This window comes from Schaalia dentiphila ATCC 17982 (genome assembly GCF_000154225.1).
GTDB lineage: Bacteria > Actinomycetota > Actinomycetes > Actinomycetales > Actinomycetaceae > Pauljensenia > Pauljensenia dentiphila.
The window spans coordinates 1,994,263-2,011,638 of record NZ_DS264586.1; the positions used below are offsets into that span (position 1 = coordinate 1,994,263).

General features: G+C 64.0%; 11 protein-coding genes. 5 read left to right on the forward strand and 6 right to left on the reverse strand.

The annotated features are described in order from the left end of the window. Window positions 1-28: 28 nt before the first annotated feature. Window positions 29-1,384 carry a M20/M25/M40 family metallo-hydrolase gene (locus ACTODO_RS08530; RefSeq protein WP_208853701.1) on the reverse strand — a complete coding sequence of 452 codons (1,356 nt, stop codon included), beginning with the start codon at window positions 1,382-1,384 and terminating at the stop codon, window positions 29-31. Between the two features lie 224 nt (window positions 1,385-1,608). Between ACTODO_RS08530 and valS the strand changes: the two genes are divergently transcribed. From valS to ACTODO_RS08550, 4 genes are all read left to right on the forward strand, one after another. After that, window positions 1,609-4,320, forward strand: a complete 2,712-nt coding sequence (gene valS, locus ACTODO_RS08535) for a valine--tRNA ligase (RefSeq protein WP_003792985.1) — start codon at window positions 1,609-1,611, stop codon at window positions 4,318-4,320. Window positions 4,321-4,907: 587 nt separating this feature from the next. Next, entirely contained in the window at window positions 4,908-5,600 is a 693-nt protein-coding gene (locus ACTODO_RS08540; protein WP_003792988.1) for a hypothetical protein, read from the forward strand. Window positions 5,601-6,026: 426 nt separating this feature from the next. Continuing rightward, the gene (locus ACTODO_RS08545) at window positions 6,027-6,659 is read left to right on the forward strand and encodes an iron chaperone (protein WP_003792989.1); all 633 of its coding nucleotides are present in this window, start codon (window positions 6,027-6,029) and stop codon (window positions 6,657-6,659) included. A gap of 164 nt (window positions 6,660-6,823) precedes the next feature. After that, on the forward strand, window positions 6,824-8,707 hold the full coding sequence (locus ACTODO_RS08550) for an AMP-dependent synthetase/ligase (RefSeq protein WP_003792990.1): 1,884 nt from the start codon (window positions 6,824-6,826) through the stop codon (window positions 8,705-8,707). A 107-nt stretch (window positions 8,708-8,814) separates the two neighbouring features. On the opposite strand, the gene ACTODO_RS08555 is transcribed toward ACTODO_RS08550, so the two are convergent. The 5 genes from ACTODO_RS08555 to ACTODO_RS08575 form a co-directional block, all read right to left on the reverse strand. Continuing rightward, window positions 8,815-10,023 (reverse strand): ABC transporter permease, encoded by a 1,209-nt coding sequence (locus ACTODO_RS08555; protein WP_003792991.1) that lies wholly within the window; start codon window positions 10,021-10,023, stop codon window positions 8,815-8,817. Further along, window positions 10,013-10,711 carry an ABC transporter ATP-binding protein gene (locus ACTODO_RS08560; protein ID WP_003792992.1) on the reverse strand — a complete coding sequence of 233 codons (699 nt, stop codon included), beginning with the start codon at window positions 10,709-10,711 and terminating at the stop codon, window positions 10,013-10,015. Before ACTODO_RS08560 ends, ACTODO_RS08555 begins: the two co-directional genes overlap by 11 nt. Next, window positions 10,708-11,742, reverse strand: a complete 1,035-nt coding sequence (locus tag ACTODO_RS08565) for a peptidoglycan-binding protein (protein ID WP_003792993.1) — start codon at window positions 11,740-11,742, stop codon at window positions 10,708-10,710. Before ACTODO_RS08565 ends, ACTODO_RS08560 begins: the two co-directional genes overlap by 4 nt. Window positions 11,743-11,780: 38 nt before the next feature. Then, complete coding sequence (locus ACTODO_RS08570; protein WP_003792994.1) at window positions 11,781-12,257, reverse strand: hypothetical protein; 477 nt, start codon at window positions 12,255-12,257, stop codon at window positions 11,781-11,783. A gap of 397 nt (window positions 12,258-12,654) precedes the next feature. After that, complete coding sequence (locus ACTODO_RS08575; RefSeq protein WP_034512378.1) at window positions 12,655-14,097, reverse strand: glycoside-pentoside-hexuronide (GPH):cation symporter; 1,443 nt, start codon at window positions 14,095-14,097, stop codon at window positions 12,655-12,657. A 187-nt stretch (window positions 14,098-14,284) separates the two neighbouring features. Between ACTODO_RS08575 and lacZ the strand changes: the two genes are divergently transcribed. Further along, entirely contained in the window at window positions 14,285-17,329 is a 3,045-nt protein-coding gene (gene lacZ / locus ACTODO_RS08580; RefSeq protein ID WP_003792996.1) for a beta-galactosidase, LacZ type, read from the forward strand. Window positions 17,330-17,376 lie beyond the last annotated feature (47 nt).

The following is a 17,376-nucleotide window of genomic DNA, read 5'->3' on the forward strand; positions in this document are numbered from 1 at the left end:
GTCATTTGTAACACCGGTTGATTATGTGTCACACATCTGTCAGGTACGAGGTCACGACCTCGTGGAGGACCTCGGCGGTCGCGCGCACGTCCGCCAGTGCGATGTGTTCGTCGTGCGCGTGCAGCTGTGAGTACACCTGTCCGAGGCTCGCACCGCTATCCACGGCCCCGAAGCCATACCCGATACCGCCAAGCCGACGGGCGACGCGCAGGTCGGATCCGCCGGGGAAGAGCACGGGGACGACGCACGTGCCCGGGTAGCGTCGCTTCAGCGCCGCTTCGATCACCCGGTACAGGTCGGTGTCGATCGACGAGGCCGTGGCGGCCTCACTCAGGAGGCGTTCGATGGTCACGTGCTCGGCGAGGTCGCCGAGGGCCGCCGCAATGGCGGCGTCCACGTCATCGTCGTTAACGCCGGGCAGCGTGCGGATGTCCAGCTCGAGGGTGGCGTGGGAGGGCATGACGTTGATGGGCCCGCCCGAATGAGCGACCGTCTGGGCGACGGTCACGTGGGAGATCGCGTGGGCGAACGCCGCCAGGTCCTCGAACTCGGAGTAGTCGCCCTCGTAGGTACCGTTGATGAGACTCGTTTCGGTCGTTTCATCGAACTCGAAGGCGCGCACGAAGCCCGCCCAAACCTCGTCCGTGGCGGTGGGCCAGCGGGCGGCGGACAGCGCCGCGCTCACCTGGGCGAGCCGCTCGACGGCGCTCGTACGTCCCAGCGGAACAGAGCCATGGCCGGCGTCGCCCCGGATGTGCAGGCGGCGCTGGGCGGCGCCCTTTTCGCCGACGACCACGACGACGCTGTCCCCTCCCCTGCGCCCGAAGATGTGCGCCCCTCCCATTTCGGACAGGGCAGCGTCCCACGGCAGGGCGTCCGGCCGCTTCTCGCCGATCCACGGGACGCCAAGCCCTCCTCGGGCTTCCTCGTCGGCGGCGGCCACGAACACCAGGGAACGCGCGAGAGGCGCGCCTTCCTGGGCGCGGCGCGCAACCTCGCGGGTTACGACGGCCATCGCTGCGGTCAGGTGGAGCATGTCGACGGTGCCGCGCCCCCACATGACGTCATCCTCGATCTGCGCGCCGAAAGGATCGCGCGTCCACTTGGCCGTATCCACGGGCACGACGTCCGTGTGCCCGAGGAGGGTCAGCGGCGTGCCAGGGCTGCGCGGATCCGCGCCCTCGACCGTGACGACGAGCGAGGTGCGCCCCGGGTGCGGGGTGAGCCGCTCGATTGACACGGGCAGGCCCACGAAGAACTCTTCGAGACGGTCAGCGGCGCGCTCTTCTCCGCCCGAGTCGGCGGTCAAGTCGTTGACGCAGCCCAAGCGCACGAGGCGCGCCAACAGGTCGACGGTCTGCTCACCCAGCGATTGCGTCCTCACGATGATCCCCTTCCCAGCGGGGGCCTCGTCCCAGCTCCCACGTCTGACACCACGGTATCCCCACGCGCTCACGTTCACCCGACCGCGCCACGAGAGGAACTTTTGTAACGGCGCATGTGAGCGACGCGCCGGGAGCTCACAGGCCCAGCATTGGACCGAAATGCATGAGGAAACGTAGGCTAGTGAGGCACACAGTCCACGACTCGGATGGAGACAACTCAATTATGGCCATGAACACCCGTGCGCAGGCGCCTCGCGTGCCCGACCGCGCCGCCCCCGAAGGCCTCGAAGCCAAGTGGGGTGAGGCCTGGGAAAGCCAGGGCACCTACGCTTTTGACCGCAGCGCCACGCGCGAGCAGGTGTACTCGATCGACACTCCCCCGCCGACGGTATCCGGCTCCCTGCACATCGGCCATGTTTTCTCCTACACGCACACCGACGTCGTGGCCCGCTACCAGCGCATGACCGGCAAGTCCGTGTTCTACCCGATGGGTTGGGACGACAACGGTCTGCCCACCGAGCGCCGCGTGCAGAACTACTTCGGCGTGCGCGTCGACGCCACACTGCCCTACGACCCCGACTTCGAGCCCCCGCACGTGGGCGGCGACGGCAAGTCGATCAAGGCTCGCGACCAGAAGCCGATTTCGCGTAAGAACTTCGTGGAGCTGTGCGAGCGCCTCACGGTCGAGGACGAGGCTCAGTTCGAGGCGCTGTGGCGCTACCTGGGCCTGAGCGTGGACTGGAAGCAGAACTACCAGACGATCGGCGCGCGTGCGCGCAAGGTCGCCCAGGCCGCGTTCCTGCGCAACCTGGCGCGCGGCGAGGCCTACCAGGCCGAGGCCCCGGGCCTGTGGGACGTCACCTTCCAGACGGCGGTCGCCCAGGCTGAGCTGGAGAGCCGCGAGTACCCGGGCTTCTACCACCGCCTGGCCTTCCACATCACGGACGCCGAGGCCGCCGCGAAGGCTGCCGCCGCCGGCGCGCCCGTCGAGGACGGCGCCGACGTGTGCATCGAGACGACGCGTCCCGAGCTGCTGGCCGCCTGCGTCGCCCTGATCGCCCACCCGGACGACGAGCGCTACAAGCCGCTGTTCGGCACGACGGTCGCCTCCCCCGTGTACGGCGTCGAGGTGCCGATCCTGCCTCACCCCGAGGCGGAGATGGACAAGGGCGCAGGCATCGCCATGTGCTGTACCTTCGGCGACACGACCGACATCGACTGGTGGCGTGACCTGGAGCTGCCGCTGCGCGCGATCCTGCGCAAGGACGGCCGCATCATCACCGAGACCCCCGAGTGGATCACGACGGACGCGGGCCGCGCGGCTTTCGAGGAGATCACCGGTAAGACGACGTTCTCAGCGCGCGAGGCCGTGGTGGCCGCCCTGCGCGAGTCCGGCGAGCTGAAGGGCGAGCCGACCAAGACGATGCGTCAGACCAACTTCTTCGAGAAGGGCGACAAGCCCCTCGAGATCGTCACCTCGCGCCAGTGGTACATCCGTAACGGTGGCCGCGCGTGGACGAACCCGGCCTCGGGCAAGGATCTGAACGAGGAGCTCATTGGCCGCGGCCGCGAGCTGGAGTTCCACCCGGACTTCATGCGCGTGCGCTACGAGAACTGGGTGAAGGGCCTGAAGGGCGACTGGCTGGTGTCCCGTCAGCGCTTCTTCGGCGTGCCGTTCCCACTGTGGTACCGCGTGGACGCGGACGGCCAGGTGAACTACGACGACATCATCACCCCGTCTGAGGATCAGCTGCCGGTCGACCCCTCAACGGACGTGCCGGAGGGCTACACCGAGGATCAGCGCGGCGTGGCCGGCGGCTTCGTCGGCGAGCTGGACATCATGGACACGTGGGCGACCTCGTCCCTGTCCCCGCAGCTGGCGTGCGGCTGGCTGGATGACGAGGATCTGTTCGCTCGCACGTATCCGATGGATCTGCGCCCGCAGGGCCAGGACATTATTCGCACGTGGCTGTTCTCCACCGTGGTGCGCGCCAACCTGGAGTTCGGGGCGCTGCCGTGGAAGCACGCGGGATTGTCGGGCTGGATCCTGGATTCGGACCACAAGAAGATGAGCAAGTCCAAGGGCAACGTCGTGACCCCCATGGGCATCCTGGAGAAGTACGGTTCGGATGCCGTGCGTTACTGGGCGGCGTCGGCTCGCCTGGGCCTGGATGCGGCGTTCGACGAGCAGCAGATGAAGATTGGTCGCCGCCTGGCGATCAAGGTGCTGAATGCGTCGAAGTTTGCGCTCACTATGGGCGGCGAGGGTGCGGCGATTGATCTGGATCCGGCGCTGGTGACGGTGCCGCTGGATCGTTCGGTGCTGGCCGCGCTGGCTTCCGTCATCGACGAGGCCTCGGCTGCGCTGGCGTCCTACGAGCACTCTCGCGCGCTCGAGGTCACGGAGTCGTTCTTCTGGACGTTCTGCGACGACTACCTGGAGCTGGTCAAGGAGCGCGCCTACAACCGTGATGGCGCGTGGGACGAGGCCGCGGCCGCGTCGGCGCGTGCGGCTCTGGCGATCGTGATCGACAACGTTGTGCGCCTGCTGGCCCCCTACCTGCCGTTCGTGACGGAGGAGGTGTGGAGCTGGTACCGCGAGGGTAGCGTGCACGTTGCTCCGTGGCCGCTTTCCTCGGATCTGGACGGCGCCCAGGGCGATCCGTCGGTGCTGGAGGCCGCGTCTTCTGCGCTGATCGCACTGCGTCGCGTGAAGTCTGAGGCGAAGGTGTCGCCGCGCACCCCGTTCCTGGCGGTGACGGTGCGCGCCCCGCAGGCTCAGGTGGAGGCTCTGGAGTCCGTGAAGGGCGACCTGGAGGCCGCGTCGAAGGCCGTGGGTGCCCTGACCGTGGCCGCCTCCGACGACGCTGAGGCCACCGAGGCCGCCGTTGATTCCTTCGAGCTGGGCGACGCACCGGCGAAGCGCAAGGGCTGATCGTTAGGCTGCTGGGGGGCCGCCCGTGGGTAACCACGGGCGGCCCCCTTTCAAAACCTGCGCCTGTGCACAACTAGTGGATTACCCAACGGATCGCCGAAATAACCAGACGAGTTCTGGGGAAAGCCCACCCACTCGTCGTGTTCCAGGGCCGTAATCATGTAAAAGTTCTTTTCAGACAGCATCGACACCGCATTGTGGTACCGGATCATTGCCGGGATATCGTCCAAGAACAGGTCTTCTCTTCCACCACCAGCGTATACTCACATCGAGCAACCGCAATCAATTGAAAGCACTGCCGTCTGCCATCCCCTCAGACCGATCACGACGCTCGAGCGAATCAGGGCATCAGCGGGTAGGGACAGACACCGCCCGAGGTCATTGAAGAAGGCGGCGGCAGAAGGCGCTTTATCATCAAAGATCTCGACCTACCACCTCAGCCAGTACCCGAGCACACACGCATTACAAAAGAGGTGGAATAGTCGGAATTACCTGTCCAAAGCGGACGGTTCAACAGAGCCAGCGCTCCTAAGCTAACCCACGCGATTAGCAGTTGAGTTGCCTTCGAGCAGGATACGATTCTACATATGAGCAACAACCCTTTTGAAGATCTTTCTTCGTACCTTGAGTCAATTAACGCCTCGTATGAGAGTTTCACTCCGGCACTCACGCATCTTGCGGAAGACATCCAGTGGTTTGACTCCCATGCCCAAGTCATGCAATCCCTCCTCGAATCAAAAGAACTAGCTCGTGCAAGCGGCGCTGATAAAGCCGCGCTCAACCTTCTCGATGAGATTCACCAAAATCTCCTACTACGCACTCAGAACTGGGACGATACCCGCGTTTCCTTTGACGATCTCAAGATCTCGATGATCCGCTATATCGGCAAAGACGTAGCATCTCGCGGTCTCTTGCCTCCTCCCCTCACCCCGGAGGCACGCGTGGCCCTCCAGGATGCCCTTGAGAAGATGCAGGACTACGTCACCAGAGTCTCTTCGAGCCTGCCCGAAAACTCTCTCGGCTACCTTCGGTACTTGATCGCACGCTGCCTTGATCTCCTCAAGGGAGAAGACGTGGATCTCATCGCACTTCGTGCACTAAGCACGCAAGTGGCTGGCACAGCGCTCGGTCTCGGAGAACACATCCAGGACGAAAACGAGCGGAACGAACTTTGGTCCCACTGTGGCACTATTTTCCGTACGTGGATCATCCCCATGCTTACTGGTGCTGCCGGAAATATCATCGCCGTCGGTGTCCAAAACATGATGCTCGGATCCTGACTGCGCCTCGCTCAACGTACATTCTCCTCTTGTACAGATGAGATATCAGTGTCCTCTGAAGATAACTCCCACAACCTAAAGTCTGGATACTTTCACTCCATCCGTTTGTAACTGGAGACAAGCCGTTTCGTGATAAAAACACTCACTACAGTTCACATGCATACTCTGCAACGCCCCCGATTAGGGCATCATCACGGGCAAGAGTCCTGCACGTTCACGTCAACCCACAGCCACGCCGTACGCTCATTCTCGTGTCCTGTCACTCCGTTCGAACGGTTACGTCTCAAACCTAATGCCTACAAGTCCCCACGGAACACCAAGGGCAACCTCTCTATTTGTGCATGAGGCGTCGGGCAGCTTCACTGTTCACGGACGCGGTTCATTTCGCCCACCGCAGATGTGCATGGGCGTTGTTAGGGTGAAGTCATGGCCATCTCAACGCTCGACGAGTACCTCGCGACCATCCCGAACGACGATAATCGCTCGCGGATGGTGGTGGTGTTGAACTGGGTAGCTGAGCGCTACCCGGAGCTGGAGCTGCGCATCGCGTGGAACCAGCCGATGTTCACCCACCACGGGACATACATTATCGGGTTCTCTGCAGCCTCTAAGCACATGGCGATGGCACCCGAGCGCACCACCATGATTCGCTTCGAACCGGTCATGCGCGAGCGAGGCACGGACTTCGGCAAGATGTTCGCGCGCCAGCCCTGGGACAAGCCCTTCGACTACGAACTCCTCGACGCCTTCATTCAGCACCAGCTCGCGGAAAAGCAGGATGTCACCTCGTTCTGGCGCCCCAAGGAGCACGAACTCGCAGCCGCTGAGGCCGTCGCATCCGGCGCTCTGCCGCCCACCGTCCGCGAGCGCACGGCAGACGATGGTCAGCTAGCCGAGTCCTTCCTCGAAGAGTTCAGGAAATACGCCGACAACCCCACGCCGGGGCATCCGTTCGAGCAGCTCAACGAGCAACTCAAGCAGGCCGTTCGGGACTACGAGCAGCACCCGGACGACGTCTACACGTTCGACGAGGTGAAGGCCGAGCTCGGCCTGGACTAGTACCTACACAGGTTTGCTCTGTCCGGCCACGGCGAACGCAGGCAACCACCCCTAAAGACGGCTCCTTGCCCACCCTACGGGAGCGTAAGATATCGGGTAACAGCAGATGCGCCGCGCTGAATCCCGTCCCGCGGCGCTCACCGCCCAGCGACCAGGGAGCAGACATGACCGCCGAAGAAACCCCGGCCTCGTCCAACGACGACGCACCGACCCAGACGCAGACGACCACCGAAGCCCTCGAGTGGCACGCCCCCGTCCTGGTGCGCATCGACGAGCACACAACGATCCCCCACCTGCTCAAAGAACGCGTGCAGCGCGGCGCCACCCGCCCGCTGATCCTGCGCAAGATCGGCATCGGCGACACGTGGCGCTCCATCACGGCGCGCGACTTCTACGACGAGGTCCAGTCCGTGGCCGCCGGCCTCATCGCGCGGGGCCTCGAGCCCGGCGACCGGGTCGCGATCATGAGCCGCACCCGCTACGAGTGGACGCTCCTCGACTTCGCGTGCTGGGCGGCCGGCCTCGTCCCCGTACCCATCTACGAGACCAGCTCCATCGACCAGGTCGCCCACGTCCTCAACGACGCGGACGTCACCCTCATCATCACCGAGACCGTGTCCATGGCGGAGATCGTGCGCGCGGCAGCAGCACGAGAAAACCGGGACAACACGCACGTGCTCTCCCTGGACTCCGAGGCCATCGAGACCCTCATCGCGGACGGCGCAGCCACGCCCCGCGACCGCGTCGCCGCACGAGCAGACGCCCTCACGAAGGACGACATCGCGACCATCGTCTACACCTCGGGCACGACCGGGACCCCCAAGGGAACGGTCCTGTCCCACGAGAACTTCACGAACCTGTGCCTCAACGCCCACGCGTGGATGCCCGAGATCGCGGCGGGCAAGGACTCGCGCCTGCTGCTGTTCCTTCCGCTTGCCCACGTGTTCGCGCGCTTCCTGCAGGTCTTCCAGATCAGCGGAAACGGCGTGCTCGGCCACGCCTCCAACATCAAAAACCTGCTCAACGACCTCGCCTCCTTCAAGCCGAGCTACCTTCTGGTGGTCCCGCGCGTCCTGGAGAAGATCTACAACTCGGCGGACACGAAGGCATCCGGCCCCAAGCGCAAGATCTTCCGCTGGGCGGCCAAGGTCGCGATCGCATACTCGCGCGCTCTCGATACCGACGAGGGGCCCAGCGCCTCCCTCAAGGCCCAACACGCGCTCGCCGACAGGCTCGTCTACCAGCAGATCATCCGCCTGGTGGGCGGCAACGCGGATTACATCGTCTCCGGCGGCGCGCCCCTTGCAACCTGGTTGGCCCACTTCTACCGCGGCGTCGGCATCCCCGTCCTGGAGGGCTACGGCCTCACCGAAACGGTCGGCCCGGTCTCCGTCAACACGCCCCGCCTGTCCAAGATCGGCACCGTGGGCCCGGCCCTGCCTCCCATGTCCTTCAAGATCAGCGACCAGGGGGAAATCCTCCTCAAGGGCCCCAGCGTCTTCCAGCGCTACCACAACGACCCGGGCGCCACCGCCGCCTGCTTCACCGAAGACGGCTGGTTCCGCACGGGCGACCTGGGGTCCCTGGACCGCGACGGCTACGTGTCCATCACGGGCCGCGCGAAGGAGATCATCGTGACGGCCGGCGGCAAGAACGTCGCGCCTGCGGCGCTGGAAAACCCGATGCGCTCCCACCCGCTCATCTCCCAGGTCCTGGTCGTAGGCGACCAGCGTCCCTTCGTCGCCGCGCTCATCACGCTGGACGCGGAGATGCTGCCCGACTGGCTCACCGCACACTCGCTGCCCCCGATGAGCGTGGCGGAGGCCGCCACGAACGTCGAGGTTCTGGCCTCCCTGGAGAAGGCGGTGGCCTCGGCGAACGAGCACGTCTCGCGCGCCGAATCGATCCGCAAGATCAAGGTCCTCACCACGGACTTCACGGAGGCGAACGGCCTGCTCACGCCCTCGCTGAAGGTCAAGCGCCTGGAGGCCACGCGCCGCCTCGCGCCGATTATCGATGAGATCTACGGAGGACCCGTCCAGAGCTGAACCCCGCAAGGTTGCTCGCCCATAGACGAGGCCGTGGCCGGCTCGCGCTCCCCCGCGAAGGAGACGGGGGGTTGCGAGCCGGCCACGGCTTTATCGGATGGGCTCTCCTACTGCGAGGCGAGCGCCGCGGTAGGCGGTGTGCGGGCCGCTCGGATCGCGGGGTAGAGCCCGGCGACGGCGCCGATGAGGAGAGTGGCGCCCAGGCCTGCGGCGATCACCCACCAGTGCAGGGTGGGAGGCCAGCCGTAGACGTAACACATGCCCCAGGTGACGCCCGCACCGATGAGGCATCCAGCGAGTCCTCCAAGGAAGGACAGGAGCAGTGCTTCGGCCAGGAACTGAACGGTGATGTGGCCGCGCTTGGCACCCAGGGAGCGGCGCAGGCCGATCTCCTTGCGGCGTTCCAGCACGGAAATAATCATCGTGTTCGCCACTCCGATGCCGCCCACGAGCAGGGCGATCGAGCCGACACCTGCGAGCAGGGTCGTCAGGGTCTGGTCGGCCGCGTTCTGGGCGGCCAGTGCGTCGGAGGGGCGCGAGACCTTCAGGCCGGTGGCCCCCTGCGGGGCCAGAGTCGGACCCAGGAGCTCTCGCACCGTCTCAACCTGGGCCTCGGTGGAGCGCTCGTAGATAGTCGTGGGCGTCTTGCCTGCATCGAAAAGCGAGTTCGCGGCGGGCACGCCGATCAACGCGGCGTTGTCGAGTTCCTCGGCCAGGGGCGCGTGTTCCATAATGCCCAGGACCGTGAAGGAGCGCCCTCCGAGCCACACCTGGGTGCCCGGTTCGACGACGCCGAGGAGCGCGGCGGCCTTCGAGCCCAGGACGACGCCCGGGTAGCGAGCGGTGGCATCATTGAGCCAAGACCCGCTCTTCATGGTGCCCGAAATGACCTTGAGTAGGTTCGTATCGGCCGCCATCGTGAGGATACCACCGGTTGCGTTAGGGTCTGACAGTCGCGAACGGTACACGGAGATGCCGTTGAGCGTCGAGGTCGAAGCCGCGTCGGTCACGCCCGGGATCATACGGACTCGTCCCACGGAGTCTTCGGGTAGGATCAGATCCTGGCCACTCAGGTCAGCCCCGCTGCGCGCGGTCAGCATGTTCGTTCCCAGCGCCCGCAGCTGCTCTTGCAAGCGCGCCTGCGAGGATGCTGACACGCCGACAACGCCGACCATCGCCGCAATGCCGATCGCGATGCCCAGGGCCGAAAGGATTGCTCGCATGGGCCGGGCACGCAGCCCGGTCAGGCCGAGGCGAGCAACGTCGGAGGCGCGCAGCGCGGAACGGCCGGCTCCCGAATTCTTCTTACTCGTCATGGCCACCTCCCGGGTGCGCAGAGTCGGAAACGATCTCGCCATCACGGATGGCGATCTGGCGAGGCAGCGACGCTGCCAAGTCGTTGTCGTGAGTGATCACGATGATGGTGGTGCCGGCATCGTTGAGCTCTCGCAACAGCTCAACGATCGAAGCACCCGAACGCGAGTCGAGATTGCCGGTAGGCTCATCAGCCAACAGCAGGGCTGGGTGGCCGATGATGGCCCTGGCGATAGCGACCCTCTGGCGTTCGCCGCCCGACATCTGGTGGGGCTTGTGGTCCATGCGGTGCCCCAGCCCCACGCGGGTCAAGGCTTCGCGGGCCGCCTCACGCCGCTTGGCTCGCGGCACGCCCCGGTAGAGCAGGCCGTCAGCGACGTTATCCAGGGCGGACACGCCGGCCGTGAGGTGGAACTGCTGGAACACGAACCCAATCAGGGAGGAGCGCACGCCCGACAGTTCGGTGTCTCGCAGGGAGGACACGTCCGTGCCGTTGATGCACACGCTTCCCGAGGTGGGCCGATCCAGCGTTCCGATCAGGTTGAGCAGGGTGGATTTACCAGAGCCCGAGGGGCCCACGATGGCGACGAACTCGCCCTCGTCGACGCTCAGGGATACTCCGTTGCAGGCGTGCACGGGCGGCGAGCCAAACGACCGGTGCACGTCGGTCAGTTGCAGAATGTGGCTCATCGGTTGGGCACCACCACGCGCTGGCCTTCGGCGATCTCATCGCCGCTCACTTCGACGCGGTCACCCGCGAACAGGCCGACGGTGACGGGAACCCGACGAACTCCGCCCTTCTCATCCACAACCTCAACTCCGAACTGGTCGGTGCTGAGAGCAACGAGGGCACCCAAGGGCACGGACAGGACACCCTTGCGGGTCTCAGAGGTCAGGCCCAGGGAGACGGAGGCCTCCTGGAAGCCTTCCAGGGCGGAGGTGTCATCGGGGGTGACGGTGATCGGGATGATCCTCTCCTTATTCGTCTCCTTGCTGCCTTCTTCGCTTTCCTTCTCACGGGGCGGTTCCACGGAGGTGATCGTCCCGGTCGTTGTCGTCGCCGAACCGGGTAGGCGCACGGTGACGGAATTGCCGACGACGCCGAGCGCCTGGTCGGAGAGCTTCAGGTTCGCGGAAATCACCTGACGCGAGGACGAGGCAGTGAACAGCTCCGTCTCCATCGTGGCGCTGGTGCCGACGCGGGCCTTAAGCGCACCGATGCGCAGGTCTTCAGGGGCGAAGAGCACGGTGCCCAGCGGCAGGGAGCCGCTTTGGGGCAGAGTAAGCGCCTTCTGCCACTTCTTGATCGCCGCGATCGTATTCCAGTCGAAGTGGGCGTTGGGGGTGGCCTCGAAGTAGCCGAGCTCCGACAGCGCGGTCTCCAGCTGTCGCACGTCCTCACCGTCGCTCATGCCCTCCTCGAACGCGCGCCAGGCGGGGGTGGCGCCGTGGAGCAAATAGGTGTTGTTCCCGGCGACCGTGTACACGTGTGAACCCTGGGTGAGGGTTGTACCGGGCGTGGGCAGGGCTGTGACGACGCCATCAAAGGCGCTCTTGAGGGTGTAGGAGTCGGCGTAGTGGAGGGACCCCTGGACGGTGGTCTCACCGACCAGGTCTCCGCGGGTGACGGTCGCGGTGGCACCGTTAAAGGACTGCGGGGCATCGGCCTCGGCTTGAGCGCCCGAGCAGGCCGACAGGGTCATTCCCGCGACCGCCACCATCGCTAGTGCTGCGGCGAAGCGTGGGGTGCGTAGACAATTCACTTCGCGCCTCCGGGGTTACCGAAGCACTTGTTGAGAGCATCCTGCGGGATGTCCTGGATGTTGACGCCCTTGCCCGGCTCGGGGTCCTTCACGTCGTAACCAAGATCGCGCAGGCACTGGGCGCCCTTGACGAGGGCTTCACGTCCATTCGGATCCTTCGTCAGATCGTCGTCGCCCGTCAGACCCGACACCTTCGTCATGCACTCGTTGAGTGCCGAATTGAAAGCATCGGAGTTGTCCTTGATCTGCTCGGGCGTCAGCCCGGTGTCGGGAACGTCGAAGCCCTTCTCACGCATGCACTGAGCGAAAACCAGGTTGGGGTCGTTGCTGGCCGCGTTGGTGGCCGCCGAGCTTGGGCTCTTAGTGCTGGAGGCGGACGAACCGGTCGAGCCGGTCGAGCCGCATGCGCTGAGGGCTGCTGCCAGGGTGATGGCGATGACGGCGAGGGCGCTCGTCTGGGCGCGATTCTTCATCGAAAACTCCTTGAGGACTGCTTATCGGCAATGGTTCTCACTGCCTGTATAGATTACAGTCCACAACCCTGAAAGCTACCTGAAAACTATCCGGGAGCCTTCGCAGAATTTCATCAGACAACCCTGAGAGGTCCTCACAGCCACACACCGACAGAAACCACTGTCATGTCCAACTCCTCGCGAGCATATCTCACTCACACCCCAAGGACCTTGGAATACCGATGATCTAATGTCGACACCCGAACGCGATGCAGCAGAGTTGCCTGTGGAATTGCAGACGAATCAGGAGGTAGCGAAACAGGCGGGGGACGACGAAGGCGTCCCCCGCCTCAACTCTCCCACGCGTCGCCCGGAGCATCTCACGAGTTGCCCCGAAGAGGCTGCGAATGTGGAAGTCTTAACCCTCCTTGTCAGAAGCGCTCGCCATGTTTTCTTCAAGGATGGACACGATCTCGCCGTGCTTGGCCTCGGTGAGAGTCACCTTGCGGGCGAAGACGATGAACGCAAGGACGACAACCACCAGCGGCACGTAGAATGCAGCCGCCTTGAATGTCTCGATGTTGCTGCTCGTCAGAAGCGAAGGATCGACGTCGTTGGTCATGGCGGCCACGATGGCGACGAAACCGACGATCGAGTTCGACAGCGCGCCTGCGATCTTATCGAGCATCGGACGCACGGAAAGCGTCACCGCCTCGTTGCGCTTGCCGGTCTTCCACTGGCCGTATTCGACGGAGTCGGTGATCGTCAGGATCGCCGTCATCTGGATGCAGGTGGCGGGCAGGTAGAAGAGCACCAGGGCAACGAAGACGACTACGAGGTTCGTCGAGAAGATGATGAACAGGATGTAGGCGCAGGCCATGAACGCCATGCCACCGAGGTAGAGGTAGCGGCGCGGGACATGCCGGTTTATGACCGGGTATAGAGGCGTGACTGCAAGGCCGATGAGGAAGGCGATGATACCGACTACGGAGTAGATGTCCGGCTTTTGGAGGACGAACTTGAACAGATAGATCATGAATCCGGTCGTCGCGACATTCGCGATCGAGTACAGGACGTAGGACAAGGAGACCCAGAGGAGCTGGTCATTACGTCCGATCGCCTGGAAGGCCTGCAGGGGGTTGGACTTGTCGGCGGGATCGCGCAGCACGCTCTCCTCTTCGCGCGTTCCAAAAGCGACGGCCAGGCAGGTGACGATGCCAAGGATGGCGATCACGGCACCGAAGCCGCTCCAGCCTGCCTGACTCTCGGAGCCTGCACCTGCAAGGGCACCGAAGAACGCGACGACGGGAACGACAATCGCGGTCACACCGTTGTAGCCGATCGAGCCCGTGAAGGTACCGAGGGCGGTGTACACGCTACGTTCCTGCGAAGACGAGGACAGGGCGGGGATCATTCCCCAGTAGGAGATGTCACGTAGGGAGTACAAAACGTCGAGGACCACGAAGACGATCACGAAGACAACGATGAACACGCCCTTGTTCACGTTGACGAGGCCGAAGAGTCCGGTGAAGATCGCGAAGAGTAGGATCGAGGATCCAACACCGCCGATGACCTGCCAGGGCTTGAAGCGCCCAAAACGCGAGTTCGTGTTGTCCACGAGGTTACCCAGGAGCGGATCGATGAAGATCTCAACAATCCTGATGATGAAGACGAGAGCCGTGATGATCGCGATCATCGCCTTGGCATCGGAGTCCTCGTAGTCACGGAACAGGGTCTGCGCCGCGTAGTAGGTGACAAAGAAGGTCGACAGCGCGTTGTAATACGCGGCCTGCCCGAGGTTGCCGATCGCGTAGCAGATTCGCGACACCCAGCTCTTGTTCATTCCTTGTTCGTGTGCCATTGTCCCTCTCCTTTGAAGCAACACTTGCATGGACAGTCATAACTTAACATATTTACCTTGCAGCTCCAAGGTCATTTAGATCATACGAGCATTTACAAGTAACCTAATTGCGTATTTGTACACGGCAGGTTAATCTGTTCTCAGAGCACGATCGCTCCACCGCAACGTCGCACATCCGGAGGTCACCATGTTCCACACGCCCCATGTTTCCACCCCCACATCTGCTTGGCTCAGCGATCCACAGACCTTTGCCGTCAATCGACTTCCCGCCCGCTCTTCCCATGACTCAGACACGCACCGCCAGAGCCTCGATGGAACCTGGGAGGTAGCACTCACCACCGCATCGCGCATCTGCCTCGTCTCCCCCACCGACTGCTTCTTAACCGAGGAAGCGTGCGACCTGCCCGTCCCCTCGACGCTCGAAGCGGAGGGACTGTGGCCACCGGCCTACGTCAACATCCAGATGCCGTGGGACGGACACGCTAATCCGACGGCTCCCAACTTTCCCGAGGACTGCCGAGTCGCCGTCTACCGTCGCCAATTCCGCCTTGACGACGCCGTGCTGGAGAGTCTCAAGGCACGCGGCAGCGTACGCCTACGTTTTGAAGGCTTCGCGACCGCGCTCTACGTGTGGGTCGACGGCGCGTTCGTCGGATACTGCGAGGATGGCTACACTGCGAGTGAGTTCGAGGTGATGCAGGCTCTCAATAGCGATAGCGGCACGGAGGAACACGAGCTCGTGGTCGCGTGCTACGAGCACTCGAGCGCTTCCTGGCTTGAAGGACAGGATTCGTGGCGTTTCCACGGCCTGTTCCGCTCCGTTTACCTGATCGCGCTGCCGGTGTGCCACATCGAAAACCTAATGGTGGACACGGACTACGACGCAGCGACGGGCATGGGCACCCTGGACATCAAGGCCGACATCTGCGGCATCGATGCTGACGTCACCATCAGCGCCGAACTTACGGACCGCTCGGCCACCGTCGTGTGGAGCCACCGCAGCCCCACGAGGGAGCCCGTCATTGAGCTGAGCGGTGTTCTATCCAAGATTTGCCCATGGACGGCGGAGGACCCGGCGCTCTACACGCTGAGCGTGGCTCTTCTCGATGCGGACGGACACACGCACGAGGTCGTGAGCCAGCGCGTGGGCTTCCGCCGTTTTGAGATCGTCGACGGCGTGTTCACTCTCAACGATCAGCGCCTGATCTTCCGAGGAGTGAACCGTCACGAGTTCAGCCCATACACGGGCCGCACGATGGCGATGGAGGACATGGTCACGGATGTACGACTGTGCAAACAGCTCAACATCAACGCCATTCGCACGAGCCACTACCCTAACGACACGCGATTCCTCGATCTGTGTGACGAATACGGCCTGTACGTCATCGACGAGGCGAACCTGGAGACCCACGGCTCATGGTGCACACCAGGCGATATTCCCACACCCGAGACGGCCATCCCGGGCTCGAAGATGGAGTGGGAGAACGCATGCGTGGATCGCGTGGAGTCGATGGTGCGCCAGGACCGCAACCACGCGAGTGTGCTCATCTGGTCACTGGGTAACGAGTCCTACGGCGGCGAGGTGTTCCGCAGCATGTACCGACGCTGTCACGAGCTGGACGAGGCCCGTCCAGTTCACTACGAGGGCGTGACATGGGATCGCGAGTTCGACGATGCCTCGGATATCGAGTCGCGCATGTACGCCCATCCCGACGCTATTGAGGAGTACCTGCGCTGTGAGCCGGCAAAGCCCTACCTGTCGTGCGAGTACATGCACTCAATGGGTAACTCAGTGGGAGGCTTGCAACTGTACACGGACCTCGAGCGTTACCCCGAGTACGGCGGCGGCTTCATCTGGGACTTCATCGATCAGGCTCTGTACCATGAGCCGACCGCCGGATCGGGCGGTGAGTTCCTGGCCTACGGCGGCGACTTCGGTGATCGTCCTTGCGACTGGGAGTTCTCGTGCGACGGCATCGTTTTCGCGGATCGTACGCCCAAGCCTCAGGCGCAGGCGGTGAAGGCTCTCTACGCCCCGGTGACACTCACCCCCAGCGCGCAGGGCATACGTCTGGGTATACTCACCCTTCCCGCTCCGCTTGAGCACCTGAGAGTGCGCGCCCGCGTGCTCGCGGACGGCGAGGTCGCATGGGAGGCCGAGTACGAGGCGGCATCCGCGAGCGGCCCGGAGGGCTTGGTCGAGGTACGTTGGCCCAGCGAGCTGTTGGGCGAGACAGCACGAGAAATTGTCCTGGAGGGGACGCTGTTTCTCGCCGCGCCTACCGCGTGGTGCGAGGCGGGGCACGTGGTGGCGGTGGGTCAATCGATCCACGCGCGCCCGGAGCCGCCAACGGAGGAGATCGAGGGTGAGGCTGACTTCACGCTGGGACGCTGGAACGTCGGCATGCGCCACGGCGAGAGCGAGGCTCTGCTGTCTCGCACCGCCGGCGGCATCGTGCAGTGGAAACGCGGGGAGGAGGCCATGGTGCTCTTCCCGCCTCGCCTAACGACGTTCCGTCCCCTCACAGACAATGACCGCGGGGCCGGCCACGGTTTCGAGCGTGCATGCTGGACGACCGCCGGTGCCTACGCCCGCTGCGTGGACACACGGGTTGAGCCCCGTGAAGGCGGCGTCGTCGTCACCTACGACTACCAGTTGGCCAGCCTGGACAACGTCATCGTTCCCGTGCGCTACGAGCTGCGTACCGATGGAACGATCCGCCTGACGGCAACCTACCCGGGTGCCCAGAACCTGCCGACGATGCCATGTTTCGGCCTCGAGTGGGCTCTACCTTCCTCGATTGACCGGCTGCGTTTCTACGGCCTCGGCCCTGTCGAGGCCTACGCGGATCGCCTAGCCGGCGCAAACCTGGGTGTGTGGGAACTCAGCGCCGCGCAGGGCCTGGCCCACTACGCGGTGCCGCAGGAGTGTGGCTTCCACCCCGGTGTGCGCTGGTGCGATGCGACCGACGCCAACGGCCACGGGCTGCGCGTACAGGCCCGCGCCAACCTAGGCATCTCTCTCCTACCCTATTCGTCCACGCAAATTGAGAACGCACGCCACTGGTGGGAACTTCCCGAGCCTTCGCAGCGTACCGCGACGTACCTGCGTCTGCTCAGCGCACAGATGGGCGTGGGCGGCGATGATTCGTGGGGTTCACCGGTCCACGACGAGTTCCAGATCGACGCGACGCACGAGCAGATCGTGGACGTGACGCTGTCTCTCCTGTGACGAGGCAACGCGGCGGCGGGGTGAGAAGCACACGCCGCCGCCACGTT